At 32.5% G+C, this 17,108-nt stretch carries 32 protein-coding genes; 25 read left to right on the forward strand and 7 right to left on the reverse strand.

What is annotated here, in order from left to right; all coding sequences use genetic code 11:
• The first annotated feature begins 7 nt into the window (after positions 1-7).
• The 22 genes from MKY93_RS12425 (at position 8) to MKY93_RS12530 (ending at position 7,707) form a co-directional block, all read left to right on the forward strand.
• The gene (locus MKY93_RS12425; RefSeq protein WP_340759317.1) at positions 8-286 is read left to right on the forward strand and encodes a hypothetical protein; all 279 of its coding nucleotides are present in this window, start codon (positions 8-10) and stop codon (positions 284-286) included.
• A gap of 34 nt (positions 287-320) precedes the next feature.
• Positions 321-494: a hypothetical protein gene (locus MKY93_RS12430; protein WP_340759318.1), complete on the forward strand. Its 174-nt coding sequence runs from the start codon at positions 321-323 to the stop codon at positions 492-494.
• Between the two features lie 38 nt (positions 495-532).
• Positions 533-925 (forward strand): hypothetical protein, encoded by a 393-nt coding sequence (locus MKY93_RS12435; protein ID WP_340759319.1) that lies wholly within the window; start codon positions 533-535, stop codon positions 923-925.
• Positions 926-1,174: 249 nt separating this feature from the next.
• The gene (locus tag MKY93_RS12440; protein WP_340759320.1) at positions 1,175-1,435 is read left to right on the forward strand and encodes a hypothetical protein; all 261 of its coding nucleotides are present in this window, start codon (positions 1,175-1,177) and stop codon (positions 1,433-1,435) included.
• 50 nt (positions 1,436-1,485) lie between these two features.
• Positions 1,486-1,722: a hypothetical protein gene (locus tag MKY93_RS12445; RefSeq protein WP_340759321.1), complete on the forward strand. Its 237-nt coding sequence runs from the start codon at positions 1,486-1,488 to the stop codon at positions 1,720-1,722.
• Between the two features lie 174 nt (positions 1,723-1,896).
• Positions 1,897-2,163, forward strand: coding sequence for a hypothetical protein (locus MKY93_RS12450; RefSeq protein ID WP_340759322.1), 267 nt, complete (start codon positions 1,897-1,899; stop codon positions 2,161-2,163).
• Positions 2,164-2,219: 56 nt separating this feature from the next.
• Positions 2,220-2,390 (forward strand): hypothetical protein, encoded by a 171-nt coding sequence (locus tag MKY93_RS12455; protein ID WP_340759323.1) that lies wholly within the window; start codon positions 2,220-2,222, stop codon positions 2,388-2,390.
• Positions 2,391-2,464: 74 nt separating this feature from the next.
• Positions 2,465-2,659 (forward strand): hypothetical protein, encoded by a 195-nt coding sequence (locus MKY93_RS12460; protein ID WP_340759324.1) that lies wholly within the window; start codon positions 2,465-2,467, stop codon positions 2,657-2,659.
• A gap of 275 nt (positions 2,660-2,934) precedes the next feature.
• Entirely contained in the window at positions 2,935-3,090 is a 156-nt protein-coding gene (locus MKY93_RS12465) for a hypothetical protein (protein WP_340759325.1), read from the forward strand.
• 55 nt (positions 3,091-3,145) lie between these two features.
• A complete protein-coding gene (locus tag MKY93_RS12470) occupies positions 3,146-3,367 on the forward strand; it encodes a hypothetical protein (RefSeq protein WP_340759326.1) in 222 nt (73 codons plus the stop codon).
• Between the two features lie 57 nt (positions 3,368-3,424).
• On the forward strand, positions 3,425-3,574 hold the full coding sequence (locus MKY93_RS12475) for a hypothetical protein (RefSeq protein ID WP_340759327.1): 150 nt from the start codon (positions 3,425-3,427) through the stop codon (positions 3,572-3,574).
• A 28-nt stretch (positions 3,575-3,602) separates the two neighbouring features.
• The gene (locus MKY93_RS12480) at positions 3,603-3,869 is read left to right on the forward strand and encodes a hypothetical protein (protein WP_340759328.1); all 267 of its coding nucleotides are present in this window, start codon (positions 3,603-3,605) and stop codon (positions 3,867-3,869) included.
• Positions 3,870-4,045: 176 nt separating this feature from the next.
• The gene (locus tag MKY93_RS12485; RefSeq protein ID WP_340759329.1) at positions 4,046-4,246 is read left to right on the forward strand and encodes a hypothetical protein; all 201 of its coding nucleotides are present in this window, start codon (positions 4,046-4,048) and stop codon (positions 4,244-4,246) included.
• Between the two features lie 251 nt (positions 4,247-4,497).
• Positions 4,498-5,136, forward strand: coding sequence for a hypothetical protein (locus tag MKY93_RS12490; RefSeq protein WP_340759330.1), 639 nt, complete (start codon positions 4,498-4,500; stop codon positions 5,134-5,136).
• Positions 5,137-5,159: 23 nt separating this feature from the next.
• Positions 5,160-5,456 carry a hypothetical protein gene (locus tag MKY93_RS12495; RefSeq protein ID WP_340759331.1) on the forward strand — a complete coding sequence of 99 codons (297 nt, stop codon included), beginning with the start codon at positions 5,160-5,162 and terminating at the stop codon, positions 5,454-5,456.
• 26 nt (positions 5,457-5,482) lie between these two features.
• A complete protein-coding gene (locus tag MKY93_RS12500; protein WP_340759332.1) occupies positions 5,483-5,764 on the forward strand; it encodes a hypothetical protein in 282 nt (93 codons plus the stop codon).
• Positions 5,765-5,966: 202 nt separating this feature from the next.
• Positions 5,967-6,338 (forward strand): hypothetical protein, encoded by a 372-nt coding sequence (locus MKY93_RS12505; protein ID WP_340759333.1) that lies wholly within the window; start codon positions 5,967-5,969, stop codon positions 6,336-6,338.
• Positions 6,335-6,547, forward strand: a complete 213-nt coding sequence (locus tag MKY93_RS12510) for a hypothetical protein (RefSeq protein ID WP_340759334.1) — start codon at positions 6,335-6,337, stop codon at positions 6,545-6,547. The genes MKY93_RS12505 and MKY93_RS12510 overlap by 4 nt, the downstream gene beginning before the upstream one ends.
• 117 nt (positions 6,548-6,664) lie before the next feature.
• Positions 6,665-6,997, forward strand: a complete 333-nt coding sequence (locus tag MKY93_RS12515) for a hypothetical protein (RefSeq protein ID WP_340759335.1) — start codon at positions 6,665-6,667, stop codon at positions 6,995-6,997.
• Positions 6,994-7,224, forward strand: coding sequence for a hypothetical protein (locus MKY93_RS12520; protein WP_340759336.1), 231 nt, complete (start codon positions 6,994-6,996; stop codon positions 7,222-7,224). Before MKY93_RS12515 ends, MKY93_RS12520 begins: the two co-directional genes overlap by 4 nt.
• 21 nt (positions 7,225-7,245) lie before the next feature.
• The gene (locus MKY93_RS12525; protein WP_340759337.1) at positions 7,246-7,368 is read left to right on the forward strand and encodes a hypothetical protein; all 123 of its coding nucleotides are present in this window, start codon (positions 7,246-7,248) and stop codon (positions 7,366-7,368) included.
• Positions 7,369-7,521: 153 nt separating this feature from the next.
• On the forward strand, positions 7,522-7,707 hold the full coding sequence (locus MKY93_RS12530) for a hypothetical protein (RefSeq protein ID WP_340759338.1): 186 nt from the start codon (positions 7,522-7,524) through the stop codon (positions 7,705-7,707).
• A gap of 1,994 nt (positions 7,708-9,701) precedes the next feature.
• Here MKY93_RS12530 and MKY93_RS12535 read toward each other — a convergent pair.
• The 7 genes from MKY93_RS12535 to MKY93_RS12565 all read right to left on the reverse strand — a co-directional run bounded on the left by MKY93_RS12535 (position 9,702) and on the right by MKY93_RS12565 (position 15,104).
• Positions 9,702-10,241 carry a hypothetical protein gene (locus tag MKY93_RS12535; RefSeq protein ID WP_340759339.1) on the reverse strand — a complete coding sequence of 180 codons (540 nt, stop codon included), beginning with the start codon at positions 10,239-10,241 and terminating at the stop codon, positions 9,702-9,704.
• A gap of 16 nt (positions 10,242-10,257) precedes the next feature.
• Positions 10,258-10,797, reverse strand: a complete 540-nt coding sequence (locus MKY93_RS12540; RefSeq protein WP_340759340.1) for a replication-relaxation family protein — start codon at positions 10,795-10,797, stop codon at positions 10,258-10,260.
• 4 nt (positions 10,798-10,801) lie between these two features.
• Positions 10,802-12,100, reverse strand: a complete 1,299-nt coding sequence (locus MKY93_RS12545) for an FtsK/SpoIIIE domain-containing protein (protein WP_340759341.1) — start codon at positions 12,098-12,100, stop codon at positions 10,802-10,804.
• A 220-nt stretch (positions 12,101-12,320) separates the two neighbouring features.
• Positions 12,321-12,485, reverse strand: a complete 165-nt coding sequence (locus tag MKY93_RS12550; protein WP_340759342.1) for a hypothetical protein — start codon at positions 12,483-12,485, stop codon at positions 12,321-12,323.
• 114 nt (positions 12,486-12,599) lie between these two features.
• Positions 12,600-12,854, reverse strand: coding sequence for a ribbon-helix-helix protein, CopG family (locus MKY93_RS12555; RefSeq protein ID WP_340759343.1), 255 nt, complete (start codon positions 12,852-12,854; stop codon positions 12,600-12,602).
• On the reverse strand, positions 12,839-13,780 hold the full coding sequence (locus MKY93_RS12560; protein ID WP_340759344.1) for a ParM/StbA family protein: 942 nt from the start codon (positions 13,778-13,780) through the stop codon (positions 12,839-12,841). Before MKY93_RS12560 ends, MKY93_RS12555 begins: the two co-directional genes overlap by 16 nt.
• 151 nt (positions 13,781-13,931) lie before the next feature.
• Entirely contained in the window at positions 13,932-15,104 is a 1,173-nt protein-coding gene (locus tag MKY93_RS12565) for a hypothetical protein (protein WP_340759345.1), read from the reverse strand.
• A 631-nt stretch (positions 15,105-15,735) separates the two neighbouring features.
• Here MKY93_RS12565 and MKY93_RS12570 point away from each other — a divergent pair.
• From MKY93_RS12570 to MKY93_RS12580, 3 genes are all read left to right on the forward strand, one after another.
• The gene (locus MKY93_RS12570) at positions 15,736-16,251 is read left to right on the forward strand and encodes a helix-turn-helix transcriptional regulator (RefSeq protein WP_340759346.1); all 516 of its coding nucleotides are present in this window, start codon (positions 15,736-15,738) and stop codon (positions 16,249-16,251) included.
• Between the two features lie 82 nt (positions 16,252-16,333).
• Complete coding sequence (locus tag MKY93_RS12575) at positions 16,334-16,696, forward strand: hypothetical protein (RefSeq protein ID WP_340759347.1); 363 nt, start codon at positions 16,334-16,336, stop codon at positions 16,694-16,696.
• Between the two features lie 95 nt (positions 16,697-16,791).
• A complete protein-coding gene (locus MKY93_RS12580) occupies positions 16,792-17,103 on the forward strand; it encodes an HU family DNA-binding protein (RefSeq protein ID WP_340759348.1) in 312 nt (103 codons plus the stop codon).
• Positions 17,104-17,108: the final 5 nt, after the last annotated feature.

A 17,108-nucleotide genomic window follows, 5' to 3' on the forward strand; every position in this document is an offset into this window, starting at 1 on the left:
TGGAAAAATGAGAACAAAAACATTAAACAATGCAAAGTTTATAATTGAGGTAGAAAGTAACAAAAATACTAAAGAGATAAAAACTGTATCTATTTTTGATAACAGAAGTCAAGAATACCTAACAGATGAATATATCAATGAGCGCAACATTAAACATTTTTTAGATATAAATGATTTAAAAGAAACCCTAAATTGGAATTTAAATGGGGACAGTTCAAAATACCAATTTAAATGGGGACAGAGCGGCAAAAATATTTCTGAAGGCTTGGCTTATGTGTTTGAATAAAAACAACATTTCTTAGGGAAAGGAGAATGAACTTATGAAGAGTAAAGAAGTTGAATTTATTATATCTGTTCTGAAAAAGGAAATATTTAAGTTGCAAAATGACTTAAAACTAGGTCACTGGACAATAGAACAAGAAGAAGAGCTGATGGAAAGATTAGCGAAATTGAACAGATCGATTAATATGTTACATGATAATTTTGTAAGTTGATAAAAGTATCATTTCATGATGAAAGGAGATATATTAGGATGGCTAAAATTGAATTGTATGCAAAGCTGGAAGTCTCACCTTCAAGTGGTTACTTATCTGTTACTGAAATATTCCCTTCTAATGATATTAAAAAAGAATATAATTACTCAATTGAAAGAACAAGAAAATTCGGATTTACGAACAAAGTGGAATCTTTAGAAGGATATACTTTGCAATATGTCCTGTTAAGTGTTTATTATGACGGAAGAAAAAAGAGCGTTCATGATGCCGACATTCTTAAATCATTAGAAAGTCACGGTCTTGCTAAAAAAGTAGGTGAAAGTATGTTTGGAGGTTTTTACTTACCTACTAATGAATTGGAAAGTATGTTAGAAATTCAATTAAAACAAAGAAAAGACTTAATTGAGAAAGGCTTATTTCAAGTTGTATAGCAAGTCGATATATTATTTCGCGTCCATAAAAGAAAATTAAAGAAAGTTTAAAAAGATGTTTACTTTTAGTGTAGATGTGGTATACTAGTAATAGATCAAGCGATAGCAACTAAAAGTAAACACTTTAAAAAGAATCAAAAAGAAAGTTAAATAAACATCTGACTTTCATCTCAATAGTTCTATAATAATAATATACAAATAAACAGTACATAACAAATAACAGCCTAACGGTAAAAGGAGAAATGGAAAATGTTAAAAATTACAGACAAAATGGTAGAAGTTTTAAATTCGATGATGGACAGTGCAACATATACAAAGGACGAAATTTTGGTTTTTGAAACGTATACAGATTTAGCAAAACATATTTATGAAAATGATTTAGACGGATTTTTAAGAGAATTAGAAGACATGAAGGTGTACGATGTCAATAGAAATCTTTTAGAAAACTTCTTCTATGAACATAGTTGTGTAATTGAAGACGAATCTTACGGTTGGATCTTTTATGTATAATTAGTATTGAGGTAAAATAATGATTTTACAATCATAAGGAGGAATGAAACATGACAGAACAAACGATTAAAAGACTTCTTGACGTTGACGTTGACGGCTTAAAGGGAATTGTCACATACAAAATAACGGAAATGTATGACTTGATTGACGATAAAGGGTATGCAACAATCAAATTTAGAACGATTGATGAATTTACAATGGCATGGAAAGAAATTGAGGAAGAAGAAAAAATGCAAGGTCATAGCATGAAAACTGAAATATACAAAGTATATGGCATAGCTGAATAGAAAAAGTGGTATGTGCAAAAAATGCACTATGCACTATTCACTCTAAACAAAAAATGATATGGTTGTTTCCATTTTGGAAAATACCACTTTGCAATAAATGACTGCATTTATCGTCTAATGAGGGCGAATGATCCCCTGCCCTCTCCATACATAAAATTCTAAGGAGGAATAGATATGCAAGCTATTTTAGATAGAGTACAGGAAAGAGAAAATAAACGCCTAATAGGAGTTATGCCTTTGTACGTTAGCGCAATGTGCTTGAAAAACTTCGGCTTTAAAGTGTATAAACACTCCTATGGAAGAAAAGAAAGAGGAATCTATATTTACCCTCAAAATGATAAAGACAAAGTATTTTTAAGTTTAGAAACGTTTAAAGGTAAACATACAGATGATGAAATGGAAAATATCGTTGTCGGTTTATTAAAAGGAATTATTCAGTAAAAGTCTGATTGTATGGGAATAAACAAAAAACTATAGATGAATGGAGAAGATGAAAAATGAAGATTAAACTATTAGTGAATGTTGGAGAAGTGTATAAAGCTGGTCAAGTGGTCAAAGTATGTGAAGATTATAAGAAAGAGTGGAAACATGAAAAAGGGGAAATTGATATTCGTTTAGGTGACGGCTCAGTTTATCAACTTTATACAGGAGAATATAAGTTCATCTAATAAGCCAATAAAAAGTTGATTGTATCGGCATATTAATGATACGGTAAAATAAAACTGAATGGAGCATGTGGAATATGAGAAACTTTCATTTCATCGTAAAATGGGTAGCAGGTATTACAGGCGATAAGTCAAATTATGATTTTGAAAGTATTTTGATTGTTGAGACAGAAAACGTCACAGATGCCGTGAAAAAGCTTTTTGAATGGGCGAAAAATGAAAAAGTAACTATTATAGAATATAAACAGATGGATCGACCTTTTTATATTTAACAGGTGTGCTATAAAATCATTTTACCGTCTATCCCCTATTATGTCTTTCTCATTGCGTCCGAGCAATTGCAACATATCGGACGTGAAAAGAAGTATATAATATAATTGTGTTTTGCATCTGTCTCTGAATCGATCCATATTCGGGTACGGACAGGAAAACATAATTCTAAAAGAAAATTAAATAAACACTTGTAATTTAAACTGTATGGTGTATAATAGTAATTAACAGTAAGAGATGTAGCAATTAAAAATACTATTTGATTGGAGGAATTGAAATGAATAAAATAGGTGGAAAATATGTAGCGCAGGTGAAAGACAGGGAAAATGGAGAAATAAAGTTAGTTCAATCAAGTAAACATTGTAAAACAAAAAAATCGTTTAAAGATAGCCTAAAGGAATATTACATTGTTAGGCAGATAGTTGAAATCTAAATAAATACAGTATTTCATCGTATAACAATAATATAAAATGAATGGAGACGTTGATATGTTAGCGAAATATGAAGGATATACAGATACAATTAGAAAAGTGCCGGAAAATTACTGTTTAGTATATTGGGATGATGAAGGAAAAGCACATTTTGATATGGATGGAGCCACAAAAGAATATAGAAACAAAATAGAACAAGGCTATAAAAATTGGATTGAAAAAGATAGTTGGGAACAAAAAGAATTTTTAGCTCATTTCGTAAGTGAAGAATTGAAATAAAAAGTAACTTTTATCCACCTGTCACGGAAAAATAAAATATAGAATGGAGACTTTATAATGACGGAAATTATTCTAAAATGCGGAGCTTGTGGAACAACAGGAACGGAAAAGGAATTTGAAAATGAACATGGTGTACAGTCTTGTAAGTGGTGTGGCTCAGATGTTTGGTTAGATACGATAGAAAATCACAATGAAGCGAACGAATAAAATACATCTTACATAGGAGAGGTCAAAAATGAAACTTACAAAAGAAAAGGTTAACTACTACAATCATCTAGTTGATAATAATTGTCATGGAGAGCTGCTTACGACTATTGCAAGTGACTTTAAATTAGAGCGGTATAAAAAAGCATTCGGTTCTATTCTTACTATTCACAATGTAGATGGGCATTTGAATTATGATGTGAGCCAAATTCGTAATAGATTTAAGGACGAAATGAAAATGTACCTGAAAAACAATTTAAGCATTGAAGATTATAGTGTTATTTCAAGTTTGATCTAATAAGACTAAAGTAAAAGAAAATTAAACATATAACTTGACGTAATGATGAATTGTATGGTATGATGTATTTAAGTTAATAAGTGCTATAATTAAATTATATACCTAACGGCGGAATGGAGATGATTAGAATGAAAATGACTCTTATAACAAACATGGAGGATTGGAGGAAATTCAAAATGACTACACTTGAAAAATTGAAAAAATATGACAGCAGCTTAACAGTGGATCAATTGCCGGATGATTTGCAAGGCGAAGTAATGGATTGGGCAAGAAATTTTGCAGAAGAAAGTTTTATATCAGAAGATGAAATGGAACAAATGGATCGGGAAACATTAAGAAGCAAAGTCAGTGACGTTGTGGCAATTATGGAGAATTGATCTTTTAGTTGAATATCAAGGTATGATTGAAAATTATTCGTGCCTTGCCATTTGATTAAAGTAAGTAAAAGAAAATTAAAGAAAGTAGTTGATATTACATCTGATTGGTGCTATAATAAAGATATAGTAAATAAGTGGATGTCAGAGGCGATCAAGTGAAGCGTCCGTATACAGACAAGTAAAGCGCAGCATTGTTGAGACGGATTGGGAATACATAAAATAGCCATAAGGCAAAAGGAGATTGCTTAATTATGAATAACAACAAAACATTATACTTTGAACGCGCAGGAATGGATTTTTATAGTAACGAACAGACGGATCAGAGCGATGTAGGAAATTTTAGAATCAGAACATCATTTTTTGATAATGATGGAGTGCAACACTATGTAGAAGTAAGTAACGGACATAGACCAAAAAAGAATAACAAAAGTAAAGATGAATACTATTTAAGTGTACAGCACTTCTTTGACGTAGGAGAACAATTAGATAACCCAAATAGAAAAGTTTGTAAAGAGTTCGATGATCATTATTTACGTACATTAGATTATACAAAAGAAAATATTATAAAGTTGATCAATGACAATCTAAACTGTAATTTTGAGTCAATGGTAGTGCTAGATCGTTTTTATGACTATCATGTACATGATGGGAAAGGACTGTATAACGCAATGGAGTTTATTGAATTAAATCATGAGAGAGCAAAAGCACGTAAAAAAGCATATGACAAAACTGTTGAAAAGTATAAAGCAATATTCAATAGAAAATATCCGGCTATTAGTATTAAAGAAATGTCTGATACTTATATGATTTTGGATAATCATCAAGGAAAAGACCTGTTAGAAAAGCTTAATCTTGTTTCACGCTATGAAAAAATACAAATAGATTACTAAAAATGAAAAGGAGGATTATTAAAATGAAGATACTAGACAGGGGAATCATGACAGATAATACAACTATTCAAATTGAAGATTGGAGTAATGACTATTTATTTATGCCAGAAGGTCACATAATCGGAGCATATCCAAAATCAAAACAGACAATTGCTGGATCGTTTAAACCTAAACTTAATGAGACGTATCGTTTTGAATTTGATTTTATTAGTTATGAAGAAGCAAAGGAAGCATTTCTCAATTTACAGAACGGAAATGCAGAGCTGATTGATTATAAAGAACATTATAGAGGTAAAAAAGAATTTCTAGTATGTCTGTAATAAAAATTTGAAAGGTGGAAATTGATATGGAAAATAGACAAGGCTTCTACTCAATCGAACCATTGAATAATGGACATACGCGAATAGGTTTGATGTGGAATAACACAATCGAAAGAAAATTTTACAATGAAACTGTATCAAGAGAAATTATAGATGTAAAGAAGTTTCCAGATTTTCTTGCACATGTAATAACTAGAGACGATGTGGAAGAAGTAGCAAGAGAATTATTGAATAACAACAATATAAAAGAGTGTGCGGTTATATTTGAGAATTTGAATTATAATGAGACTATGACTATACAAGGGTAGTCTTCCTCTACCCTATTTCTTTTTACAATTGTAAGATACATAAATATAATTAAACGGCAGAATGGAGATAGTAAAATGAAAACTTTAATTGTAGACAATTTTGAATATCTGTATTTTGGAATATTACACGTTGCCTCTTTTATTGCATTGTATATTTGGCTATAAGTTTGAGTAGTAAAATTATGAATGGAGTGTATTGAGTATGACTATGACAAGAGAAAGAACTTATAAAAGTATTCCCATTTACACATATGACTGTATGGATTTGTCAGATAGACAATTGAGTGAAGATCAGACTAAACATTTTAGGAAACACAATGATTTGAAAGGTTGTGTTTATTTGACGCATGAGATAGTCGATAGTTTGATTAAGGAGTCTATACAGTTTAGTATTATCCCACTGAACATAAAACCTTACAAGAAAGATAGTTATGCATTAGTTGAATTGATATTAAATTATAGCAGTACATTCCCTATTAGCTTATACATTGATATAGGATTGTTGGGTATGCTTGTATCATACAGTGAGCAGAAAAGTATATACAAACCCAAACAGGATGATAGGACGGCATGAAAAGACTACTGACCATTGTGAGTATCAAGACAGGTGACACATTGCAGAAGTATAAACTATATGAGAATAAAGGCAAAAGACAAGTAGCTGAGATCATGATAAAAGAATTAGATGAACTAGGAGTTAGCATAGTGGATCGATCGGAAAAGAAAGATGTAATACAGTTGACGTTGGATGATGGTAGGTATATGTATATTGTTAGTGTGTAGTGTGAAGAGAATGAGTAAAAGAAAGTTAAACAAAGTATAGACATGTGATTATAGGTGTGCTATAATAAAGATATAGTAAAGAAGCAAACAAAACTTAAATAGAAAAGGATGATTAGAATGATCAAAGAAATGATTGCAAGTGTAGTGATCGGATTGAGTGCAATGGGAATGATACAGGATGATAACGGATATGAAGAAGTAGTCGTGCCAGAAGGTGAAGAGTATACACACATCGTATGTGAAGTAGTAAGCAATGAGAGTCAAGGATATTATGAGGATGAGTACCTACCATGTGTGAACGTATATGATCGTACAGATGTACCTATACTAGATAAAGAAGATGTGAATGAAGGTGACTTGGTGCATGTAATATTTGAGCATGATGACGTGTACAGTGTAGACAAGATTGAAGGATATAAAATGATGATTAAGAAGGAAGATGCAGAGTGAAGTTAGATACAGTACAGATAGATATAGTGTACAAGGCGTTAGGTTATGTATGTAAGACAGAAGGTATAGAGATGCCAGAAGAAGTATTGGAGGTGTATGAGCTATTAGCAGAACATAACCCGAATGATACACATGCAGTAGATTGTGTAGATGTAATGGAGATGATACAGAGTTGTATAAGGAATGATGAAAGGTATGAGGAATATTTGAATGAAAGTGAGGAATAAAATTAAAAGGAGGTGAAAGTAATGATAGAAAATATTAGAAAGAATGGAGTGTATATTGGATTCTGTAGACTGAATGGCTATATGTATAGAGTAGACAGTAAAGTGTATGGGTATAACAAAGACGGAGTGAAACAGATAGTATGAGTACTGTACGTCTACTTAATTGTAGGCGTTTTTGTGTGGACAGTATAAAGTAAAATTAGATAATGTATTGATAAGTAAAAGACAACATGGTATACTTAGTATAAGAAGTAAGGAAGTACATAAAAACTATAATATGAAATGGAGTAGATGAAAATGACAAACGCATACGTTAATACACTGGATGAGAACGTACAGGTAAAAGTTAAAGCTATGATAAGGAAAGCGTTAGTAATTGAAGGCTATGAAGGATCAGAGTTAGAGGAATACATTGAAGATGCTATGTGCAGTAGGTTGAATAATTTGAATGACTTGATTAACATTGATTCAATATTGAAATGAAATGGATGAATAGGAAAATGAAGGTTCGCATATGCTGCGGATCTTTTTTGTGTGTTTATTAAGATATGGAATGTGAATATGTAGGAATGTGATATCTGTATTATGAAATATGGAATTAGAAATTTGATTGTGGGATATGTGAGCTTATGGATATTGGATTGAGTGAGATGAAAAGTAAAATTAGATAATGAGAAATGTTTCATGCGGAACAATTGGAATAGGATAAGAGTAATACAGTGTAGTACAGAATGGATGATGAGGTGATACAGATTGAGTGGTCGGATTGTATATAGTTAATGTGGATATATAGATGGGATAAACTTATGGTATGATGGAAATTTGATAATATAGGATTATGTATAGTTTATTGTGTGGTATTGTATAATGTATAATAGGTAGATAGTATGATAAGTCTTTGAGAGGAAAATCCCTGTTATATGCCGAATATAATACTGAATAGCCATTCATTTATTGGTATGTGAAATTTTAAAATTAAGTATGCAAGTAGGATTTACTGATTATTGAATATAGGAATATGCGTTCTTATATTACAAATTGCAGCAAATGGGGATCAATGAGAAAATTAGACGGAATAAAGGGTGCTATAATTGCAGTTATAGGAACGTTTAGGCTAGAGGATGTAAGGGTATGGGAGGGGTTAGTTTCAATGATTAGGATGAGTTAAAATTGGAATAAATGGCTACCTCTTCTATCCACACGATATGATATTTTTCTAACTACTCTATTTAATATTACTTATTAATTAAAATTATCCAATATAAAACTTTACATAAAAATTAAACAATAAACTCCAATATTACCCTAATCTCAATTTTCCACCTCATTTCGTCTCGTTTTCCCTCTCGAAACGTGTCGAGACACCCCTTACTTTCTCTACCTTTTCAACACTCGCATTTTCATCATATTTTCCCTTTTCTCTACTTTTCATCATATTTCAGCCTCATAACCCTTATATCCTCTGCTCTCCTTCGAACTCGGTACACATTTCTCATACCCCTCACTCTCTCCCCTATCAAATTTATCACTATTTCATTCACCCTAAACGCATACTTTCCCTACCTTTTCATCAACTCATTCACCCTAAATTTACCGTCCAATATTTATCCCTCTCGACACTCAATTTTCATCTTATCGGAGCTAATTTTCCTTCGAGTCCATTTTCACTATTAACTCATTATCGCCTCATATACCAGACAATCTACGGTGGGGAGGGGTATAATTTCAATATTTCAGAATTTAAGCTTATCCTATACACCACTTCCTAAAATTTACCATATATTAATTATGACCTACTTATTTCCATTTATCTACCCTTTCATCCTCATGTCTTAATCTGTCTAAATCTCATATTCATCTCATCATCAATTCTGACACTCTACAGGTATCCTATTTACCCTCTAATCATCTCCCTAGTATAATTCATCCAATTATATCTAACATGCCTAGAATCAATCACTGGAGGTTCACACAGCTATTCATATTATAATTCTATTTCTTAAACTCAGCCTAACTATTAAATTAACTCTAACACACTCTATCGTAATCTACAGCTATCCTATTTGGCGTTCCAGCTTTCTTATAGTATAATTCATCATAAATAATTACAGCGCCTTAAAACGCATCCTGAACAGTCTGGCGATGCGATGTATATATAAACTTAACATATCCAATATTAGTTCTTGTCTAATCATCAAATTACACCTAACACTTTCTATGGCTATCCAGAAGTATCCTATTTGCTCTCGTAATACATTTATAGTATGATTCTTCACCTTGACTCTAACACCCCTTGAAACGTCGCCTAGAATCTCACAGAGCTATCCATAAATTTTCATGCAAAAAAGAGAAGGAATAATGTCTCCCTCTCCATTAAGAAATTATACTTTCACTTGTCATAGTATTTTTAAAATGTTATCATAAAATTGGAAGGTGCTTATCCGCTACGGTGGATAGGCGCTTTTTCTTTGTGTAAATCATACCGCTTTCCCCACTTCGCGAAGAATATTAAGGAATAAAGGGCTCATTTGTATTAGTACGTATCCTAATCCAGCATTAAATATTGTAGACCATGCTTTTTCTGAGTTACCTATCATAAATAGGAAGCAAGCTCCAAGCATAATAACACTTGCAATTGGAAAACTTATCGCTACCAATATTTGTATTACAGGATCAAGAACTGTAGCAAGCATGTTCAGTGAAGTGTCGGCAATTACACCTGTTTGTATTGTGTCAGTACTTGAAAGAGAAACAGGGATCATTGAAGGATCAAATGTGGACGTAGTGGAAAGTACATTTAGAGGTTCAATCGTAGTTTCTATTATTGGACTCATACCAGCCGTTGATTCTGGTACATTATTAGCTTTGCTATAACTGGATATTGCATATGTCACTAATGATGCAGTAGTGGCTATTCCAACTCCCATTAATATACTTTCTCTCTTTCTATATTTTTCATCAATATGTTCCATTTCTAACTCAGAGACAATTTCAATATCTCTTTTCTTTTTAAACATATTAAACTTCCTCCTCTTATTTTATATCGCTAGTGGTGTAAACCATGATAACTGGTAAACCTTCACACTCCTCTTTAAGCTCTCTTCTTCGATGCTCTGTTGTAGTCAGCCAAACAACTGCTGGAAAATGACCTAACTTTTCTTCTACTAGCCCATTCTTCATAAGTTCTTTGTACCGTTTAATTTTACTTCTATTTTCTTTCATAGACTGAGTAGAATCAATCTCAAGTAGATGCTTACGATCCCAATCATTGGTAAACATAGCGTCTGCTATTAAACTGGTATATCCATCTGATATTTTCACTTCATTCTTCCAATCGTTCGGTCTGTCATGGAAGAGCCACATATCATTTCTCATTATTATATGATGTACATGCCCACCTTTTTTCCGTACTTTATCACACTCGACGTAGTGTTTACCCTTCTTGTTCAAATAGTAGATAGTCTGATATCCTTCGCGGAATCGTGAAAGATAGTCTGTTATTTTGTAAAGAGTTCTATTAGTATGTCTGACGCTACCGAAATGGAAATACTGATTAAGTTGATCGCGAGACATGAAATCAAACCTCTTCAATAGTAACAGTATTGCTTCTTCTCGGTCGCTCAGACGTTTCAATTTTAACAACCTCCTCTTTCTTAATAATATAAGGAGCGATTGTATTACGTATGATTTCAGCTGTAATGAGAGGAGTCTGCAATATTTCACGCTGGTCAGCAGTTTGATAGATTGCTCTACCTTTAATCTGAGGCAATTGTTCAGCACCTTCGCCATCCAACACTACTCTTGAAGCAACGGCAGATTGAACTCTGAATGAAAGTTTGGCATCTGAGTTTTGTTTGCATTGGCGTGGTATTACGTCTCCTGTAGGATATTGAGTTGCTAATATTTGCCTAAATCCCAAACCGGCTCCTAAACGTGCTATTTGACTCATTAAAGTCTGACACTCTAGTTTTAGTTTCTTATCTTCTCTACTAACTGCTTCGGCAGGGTTTAATTCACCTACCTCGTCAATTATGACGAAATAACGTTCTTTAATTCCTGCTTCCTGTACATTTTTCTTTCCCATCTTACGTACATGATTCTGTATGTCTCTCAATTTATTGTAAGCTAATGTTAGTGTTTCTAACGCTTCCTTTGGTTCATAGGCAATAGATACAGTCTGCTTGATGTTTTCATAGTCACATAGCTCAATACCACCCTTTAAATCAATAAGAAATAGATTTGTGTATTTAGGTTTGCTATTCAATAAGCTTATAATCATTGTGTTGATGGTATTTGATTTCCCATATCTAGTAGCTCCTCCTATTACTACATGTGGAGTTGTTTCAAAATCATGATATCTGAAACCATTCTTCATTCTGGTAATTCCTACAGGTATTTTCCAATCAGTTCCAACATGAAATGGAACTTGTTTTGGTAAGGGTTCATCATATACACGGATCACTAGCAATCCATCAAATGAGATTTCAACTTCTTTTGTTTCTGTCAGCTTATTAGCCCATAAATTTCTCAGACTATCAATGATATTGGAGTCAAATTGAAGCTCCTTTAAATCAATGACCGTAACTCTCTTTCTTCTGTTATTTAACCCGTCTTCAATTATATTTAATTTGTTCTGATAGTCTTGAAATGATCTACCAAGCGGGATACGATATTTATACTCCCAGCCCCATTCATATTTTTTCTTTCTAATCAGTTGGGTTGTAAGAGTATCCTTCCCATCTTTAACATTTAATCCAGACAGAGAAATAATTCTTTGTATCTTCCCACTTTCATTTGATGCAATCCCCTGTTTTTTAGTATATGCTTTTATTGCTATACCTCCCATTAAACCTGTCGTAATAATTTCAAATAACATTTCTATCATTCCTCCTTAACGATAACGCCACAGTGGGTTATCTTACAAAGTAAGAGTTTCACTAATAAAGACATAAAATAACAACGAGAAGCCTTGCAGATACAACTTTTGCAATGTCCTGATGGATGGATGAGATGGACTTCATTCAGGACATACATCTGGCGCTATAATATATAATAAATAGAGCACATTTGGACATCGATTAAGACATGAATCAGGACTAAATATTTTCTATCTTATCTAAGTAATTAAAATAGAATCTTAAAGCTTCACGATAAGTCCTGCTTCTATCACGTCTAGGTATTTTTAGAATCTGCTCAATCAAATCTGCATCTAATACAGGGTTTAGTTTTGAAGAGATTTGAGGTATTTTTAATTCTTTCATTGGAGCATTCTCCTTTCATAATTTTTCTAAATACTTCTTACTTTTTCTAATGTATGCAGAACAATCAATGAAGATGACAGAAGAAATTGAATATCTATAAAGCATCTCTTTTTCTTAAAAATTAAGCAGATCATCAAGCGCACTATCCAGTTGTTTATCGTCTAGTATAACCTTTTCAAATATATCAGGAGCATCTTCCAGATGAATGCTGGATTTAAAATGAGGCGGCTTATCAAGTAAGTAGTACCTCAAAGCTGCACGAATTACACTGCTTCTACTATTCTCACTTGTAATGGCTTTCTCCAATGCTTCTGCAATATCATCGTCTTTTTCTGAACGTAACTCAAAAGGGATTATTCTACGTTCCATTGGCGTCTACCTATCTTTCCATATCCATATAGATTGCTTAATTGGTCTCCTATAACTTTATTAGGAAGCGATAGATATTCATTTAGTCTCTCTGCCTGACCACCAACAATCAAAATTCTATTAAAATTCATATTCATATTCTCTATTTCTAATAGTATTTGATGAGAAACCGCCTTGAATGATAGATTTATAAGTGGAGTAATATCGAATCCTTCATACGCACCAGAGGCTACTATATAGTCCATTTCATAACTTGCAGGTGTTTTATGAAACTTTTCGCGAATGTAACGTTTTAAAAGACTATAGCAAGTTTCTACCCCCAAATTCGGAGGGCTAGAACTGATATTGTGTATTTCCATTCCATCTAGGACAAGCAAATCTAGTGTATATCTGCCCCAATCTACAACTAGAATACGTCCTTTAGCGTCTTGTTTATGGATTAGTTCGGCATGATCATCTAATAAATAATTCATGGCTGCTCCTAGAGGTTGTGGAACAAGCTTAAATTCTTGAGTGTGAATATGCTGTTGTAGTGTATTTCCGCCAATTATTTCAAGTGTAGAGGATATATTTTTGAGGTTGTCTAGTAGGGTTAAGAACTCATCTTTTTGTTGGAAGTAAAAGTCTATAGGAAGTCCTGTAACGATGTGTGAGCCATCCGATTGTAGATAAGTGAGCGCAATCTTGAGAAACAGTTCAGTCGTCCAATTTGAAGCCTTAGAATCCTTGAGGCTGTGGTATTTCACGTCGCTGTGTCTGATTGCTAATTCACCTACAAAGTAATCCTCGTAGATGAGGTAACCATTTTTCTTATTTTCTTCATGTAATTGACGTTTATCTCCTAATATAGAAGGTTGAAGGAAAATCTTATCTTTATATCTACTTTTAGCCCAACCATAACCTATATCCATGCCTGTAACGCCCATATTAGAACTCCCTTTCTTAGTTGATGTATTACATTGTATTACAGGGAGGATAGAAAGATGACCGGAGAGTGAAATAAAGATAAATAACACCAAGACTATGATGGACAATTCCAATAAACTTGGTGTATTAACTGTTATTTAAATATATTGTCTAAGTAGTATTCTTAAATACTTCAAGTTTATTTAAACTGTTATTTTCCTCTAACCATTTCTCGAAAGAAAGAGATAACTCATTTACTCTCTGTTTATTTTCTAATTCATAGTGAACTAACAAGTCTCCAACTTCAAATCCCATATATTCAATTAGCGATAAGGTATTAAAGGCGTACAACTTCCTCCAAAACCATGTCTGCTCTTTAATCGGTTTACTGTCGTACAAACGTTGCCTTCGATCAGTCCGTCTAATGAAATCATTCCAAAAGGATTCATCAAAACTCTCTTTTTCTATACAGACGTTTTGAGCTTCGACAGATATTACTGCATAAGACTGATAAATAAATTTACACTCAAAATTGCTAGCTAACATTTCTGAAACACTATCTACAATACTTCTAATCCTTGCTGACTTTTTGTTGCTTCTTAGGGCAAAGTTATACTCATTAATACTACTTCCCAGATCTTTAAGAAGGTTCATACGAGCTAACACAATCTTATCATAATAATATTTATCAACAATTAATCTCTGTCCCTTTAAATCTACAATATTGTAATTTTTAGCATATTTAATTTTCTCACATTTATTTAGTATATTAAAACTTTTCTCTATTAAACTTATGTTCATATTATATAAGGCATCTTTAAAAATCCTTACTATTTCTTTTGGCTTAATTAAGTAAAAGTCTGTAGTTTTATGAGCCTCCTCTATTCTTTCTTCTAATTTTTGGATTGGTAAACTTTCAATATCTAACAAGTCAAACTGACTCACCCACCCATTTAGACTGTGCTCCATGTGTTTACCACTCTCTACCATAAAAATTAACTTTCCATGTATAAACTCTGACATTAACAATTGATCTTCAGTAGGCGGTTGTCCTGTTTTATTGTCCTTTCTCCTATCTTCTTTTGGAATGGCTTTATCCCTAATTTTATTTACAACATGTCTCCTATTCTTACCAGTGAGATATTTACCATTCTTTGGATTAGTCAGTAGATCCACTTCTTCATACAGCATCTCTAATAGTTTCTGTAAGGAAGCTACTGATTTCATATTGTCAAAACGTCCTCTCCTATTATAAGTAATTATCAAACTATTGGCTTCTTCTACTCCTTTTTCTATACAGTGTTCTAATGCTTCTAGATCAGTCATTACTTTTACAAGTGACATACTATATACTCCTTTCTTTTATAAGTTAGATTTATTTGTCCAATTATTTAATAGTATATCTAATTCATTACTCCTCTCATATATCCAAAATGTTCGGTTAGTTTTAGAGTGGATCATCTCATGGATTGGATGTAAGCCATTAACAAACAGATATTCCTTTAATTTATAGCTAAAACAATTATAATTACCTTTTCTCATTTTATGCTACTCCTTTTTAGTTATTATTTTACTAGGCTAACTATTTATATTTATATACTCATACTTAAAAGATAAGAGCCTAACGCGCAAAAGCAAGCTTTTACTTGTTCTCCTTGACTTACGTCAAGTCGTAATATTATTTAATTTTACTTTTGCGAACTAAGCAATTGTATATGTTTAGGTTTTATAATATATAGCATTGCATAGTTCGCAAAATGATGGTACATGTAATTATATAGAAGAAATCTCTATATTGCAACTATATGTATTAAAAACACATTATGTTATTTAACTTCCTTTATTAGCGCGTTGCATATATCACTTCCCTTCTATATAATAGTAAGTAGGAAGTAAAAGAAAGTTAAATAGAATTAATTTAATTATATAGAGAAGATGTTGGATTTGCAACTTGTATGCTAGGGGGAATTTATGATTGGGATTATTGAGTAGCAAGGATATAGAATATCAACAGTATACACTAGGAGACATTGGAGTAATTGAATTATTGATTGTCTATCGATATAAATATGATGACAACATCTTCTTGGATGATTCTATCCCAATGGCAGTCAGTGGAGCAGCCAGAGTTAATGAGGAAGTGATTTATACATATGCTTCTTTGGATCAAACAATAGCTAGATGCAACTTTAATGAGCAACAGAAAGAAATGATTAGATTAATAGGTGAAGGATATTCACAGAGTGAGATAGCGTTTGAGCTCGGTCTTCATCAATCAACTATTTCTGGAAGATTGCAAACAATTTACAAAAAGATATATAAAGAAAATGAGTGGCTCTGGAGAAAGTGTGTATATGAAGATAAGTTAGAACTGAAAAATAAAATTTGTAGTAAATGCAAGGAAGAAATGCCTGCTACACCAGAGTTTTATAGTGATTTGCATAAATCAAAGGACGGTTTCCATAGTCAATGTAGAAAATGTAAATATTGAAGTATCCGTAAAACATAGAGAGAAGTGCCTTCTCACCCCCTTATAAATTAGATAGACTTATTTAGTCGGAAAGAGGAATTCAATGAAACTTAAAATGCCTCACAAAACATACATTCTAGACTTTGAACTAGACTTAGTAGAAAGATTAGAAGTTGTAAATAGGATTCTTGCTGATAAGATTGATTTCAATGGTGAGAAAATGACTGTAAACGAATATTTTCGGGAGACGTGGAATGTTCTAAGTTACAAAGACACTACTATAACTTATAAAGAGATAATTGGTTATTACTTAACTAAAGAGGAAAAAGATTTGAGTGTGCTCTCTAGAGATAAGCTAAAAGAAATGAGTAGAGGCTCAAAACGTCACACCACTTTCTCAGGAATGGGATATGACAATCAGGTTAATTGTGGATTGGTTGATCCTGAGCAATACGAATATAACTAAAGTAAAATTATATAATATTGAACGGTTTTCGTCAATTTCCGTTTCAAAAATTACGTGAAAACTATAATAGTAGAGAAAAAGGAGATAGATTATTTATGACAGTACTCAAAGCAGATGAACTACGAGGATTATTCGCAGAGGAATATGGCGTTACAAAGAAGGAAGCAAAAGAACAGTTGGATGGTATTTTTGATTTTTTTGAAGATGTGATGGTTAAGCAGCAAAAAGGATTCGTATTCGGCAACTTAGGAAAAATTGAGATTGTAGTAAATCCTGAGAAAGCGTATCTGAATCCACAAACAGGTGAGTTGGGAGATCCTAAGCCTGAACATTATGGATTCAAATTTAAAACAAGTAAAGGTAAAGCCTCTGTTCGTGAGAAGTTGAAAGATGTAGAAGTGAAATAAGCAAT

This window comes from Sporosarcina sp. FSL W7-1283, from assembly GCF_038003105.1.
GTDB lineage: Bacteria > Bacillota > Bacilli > Bacillales_A > Planococcaceae > Sporosarcina > Sporosarcina newyorkensis.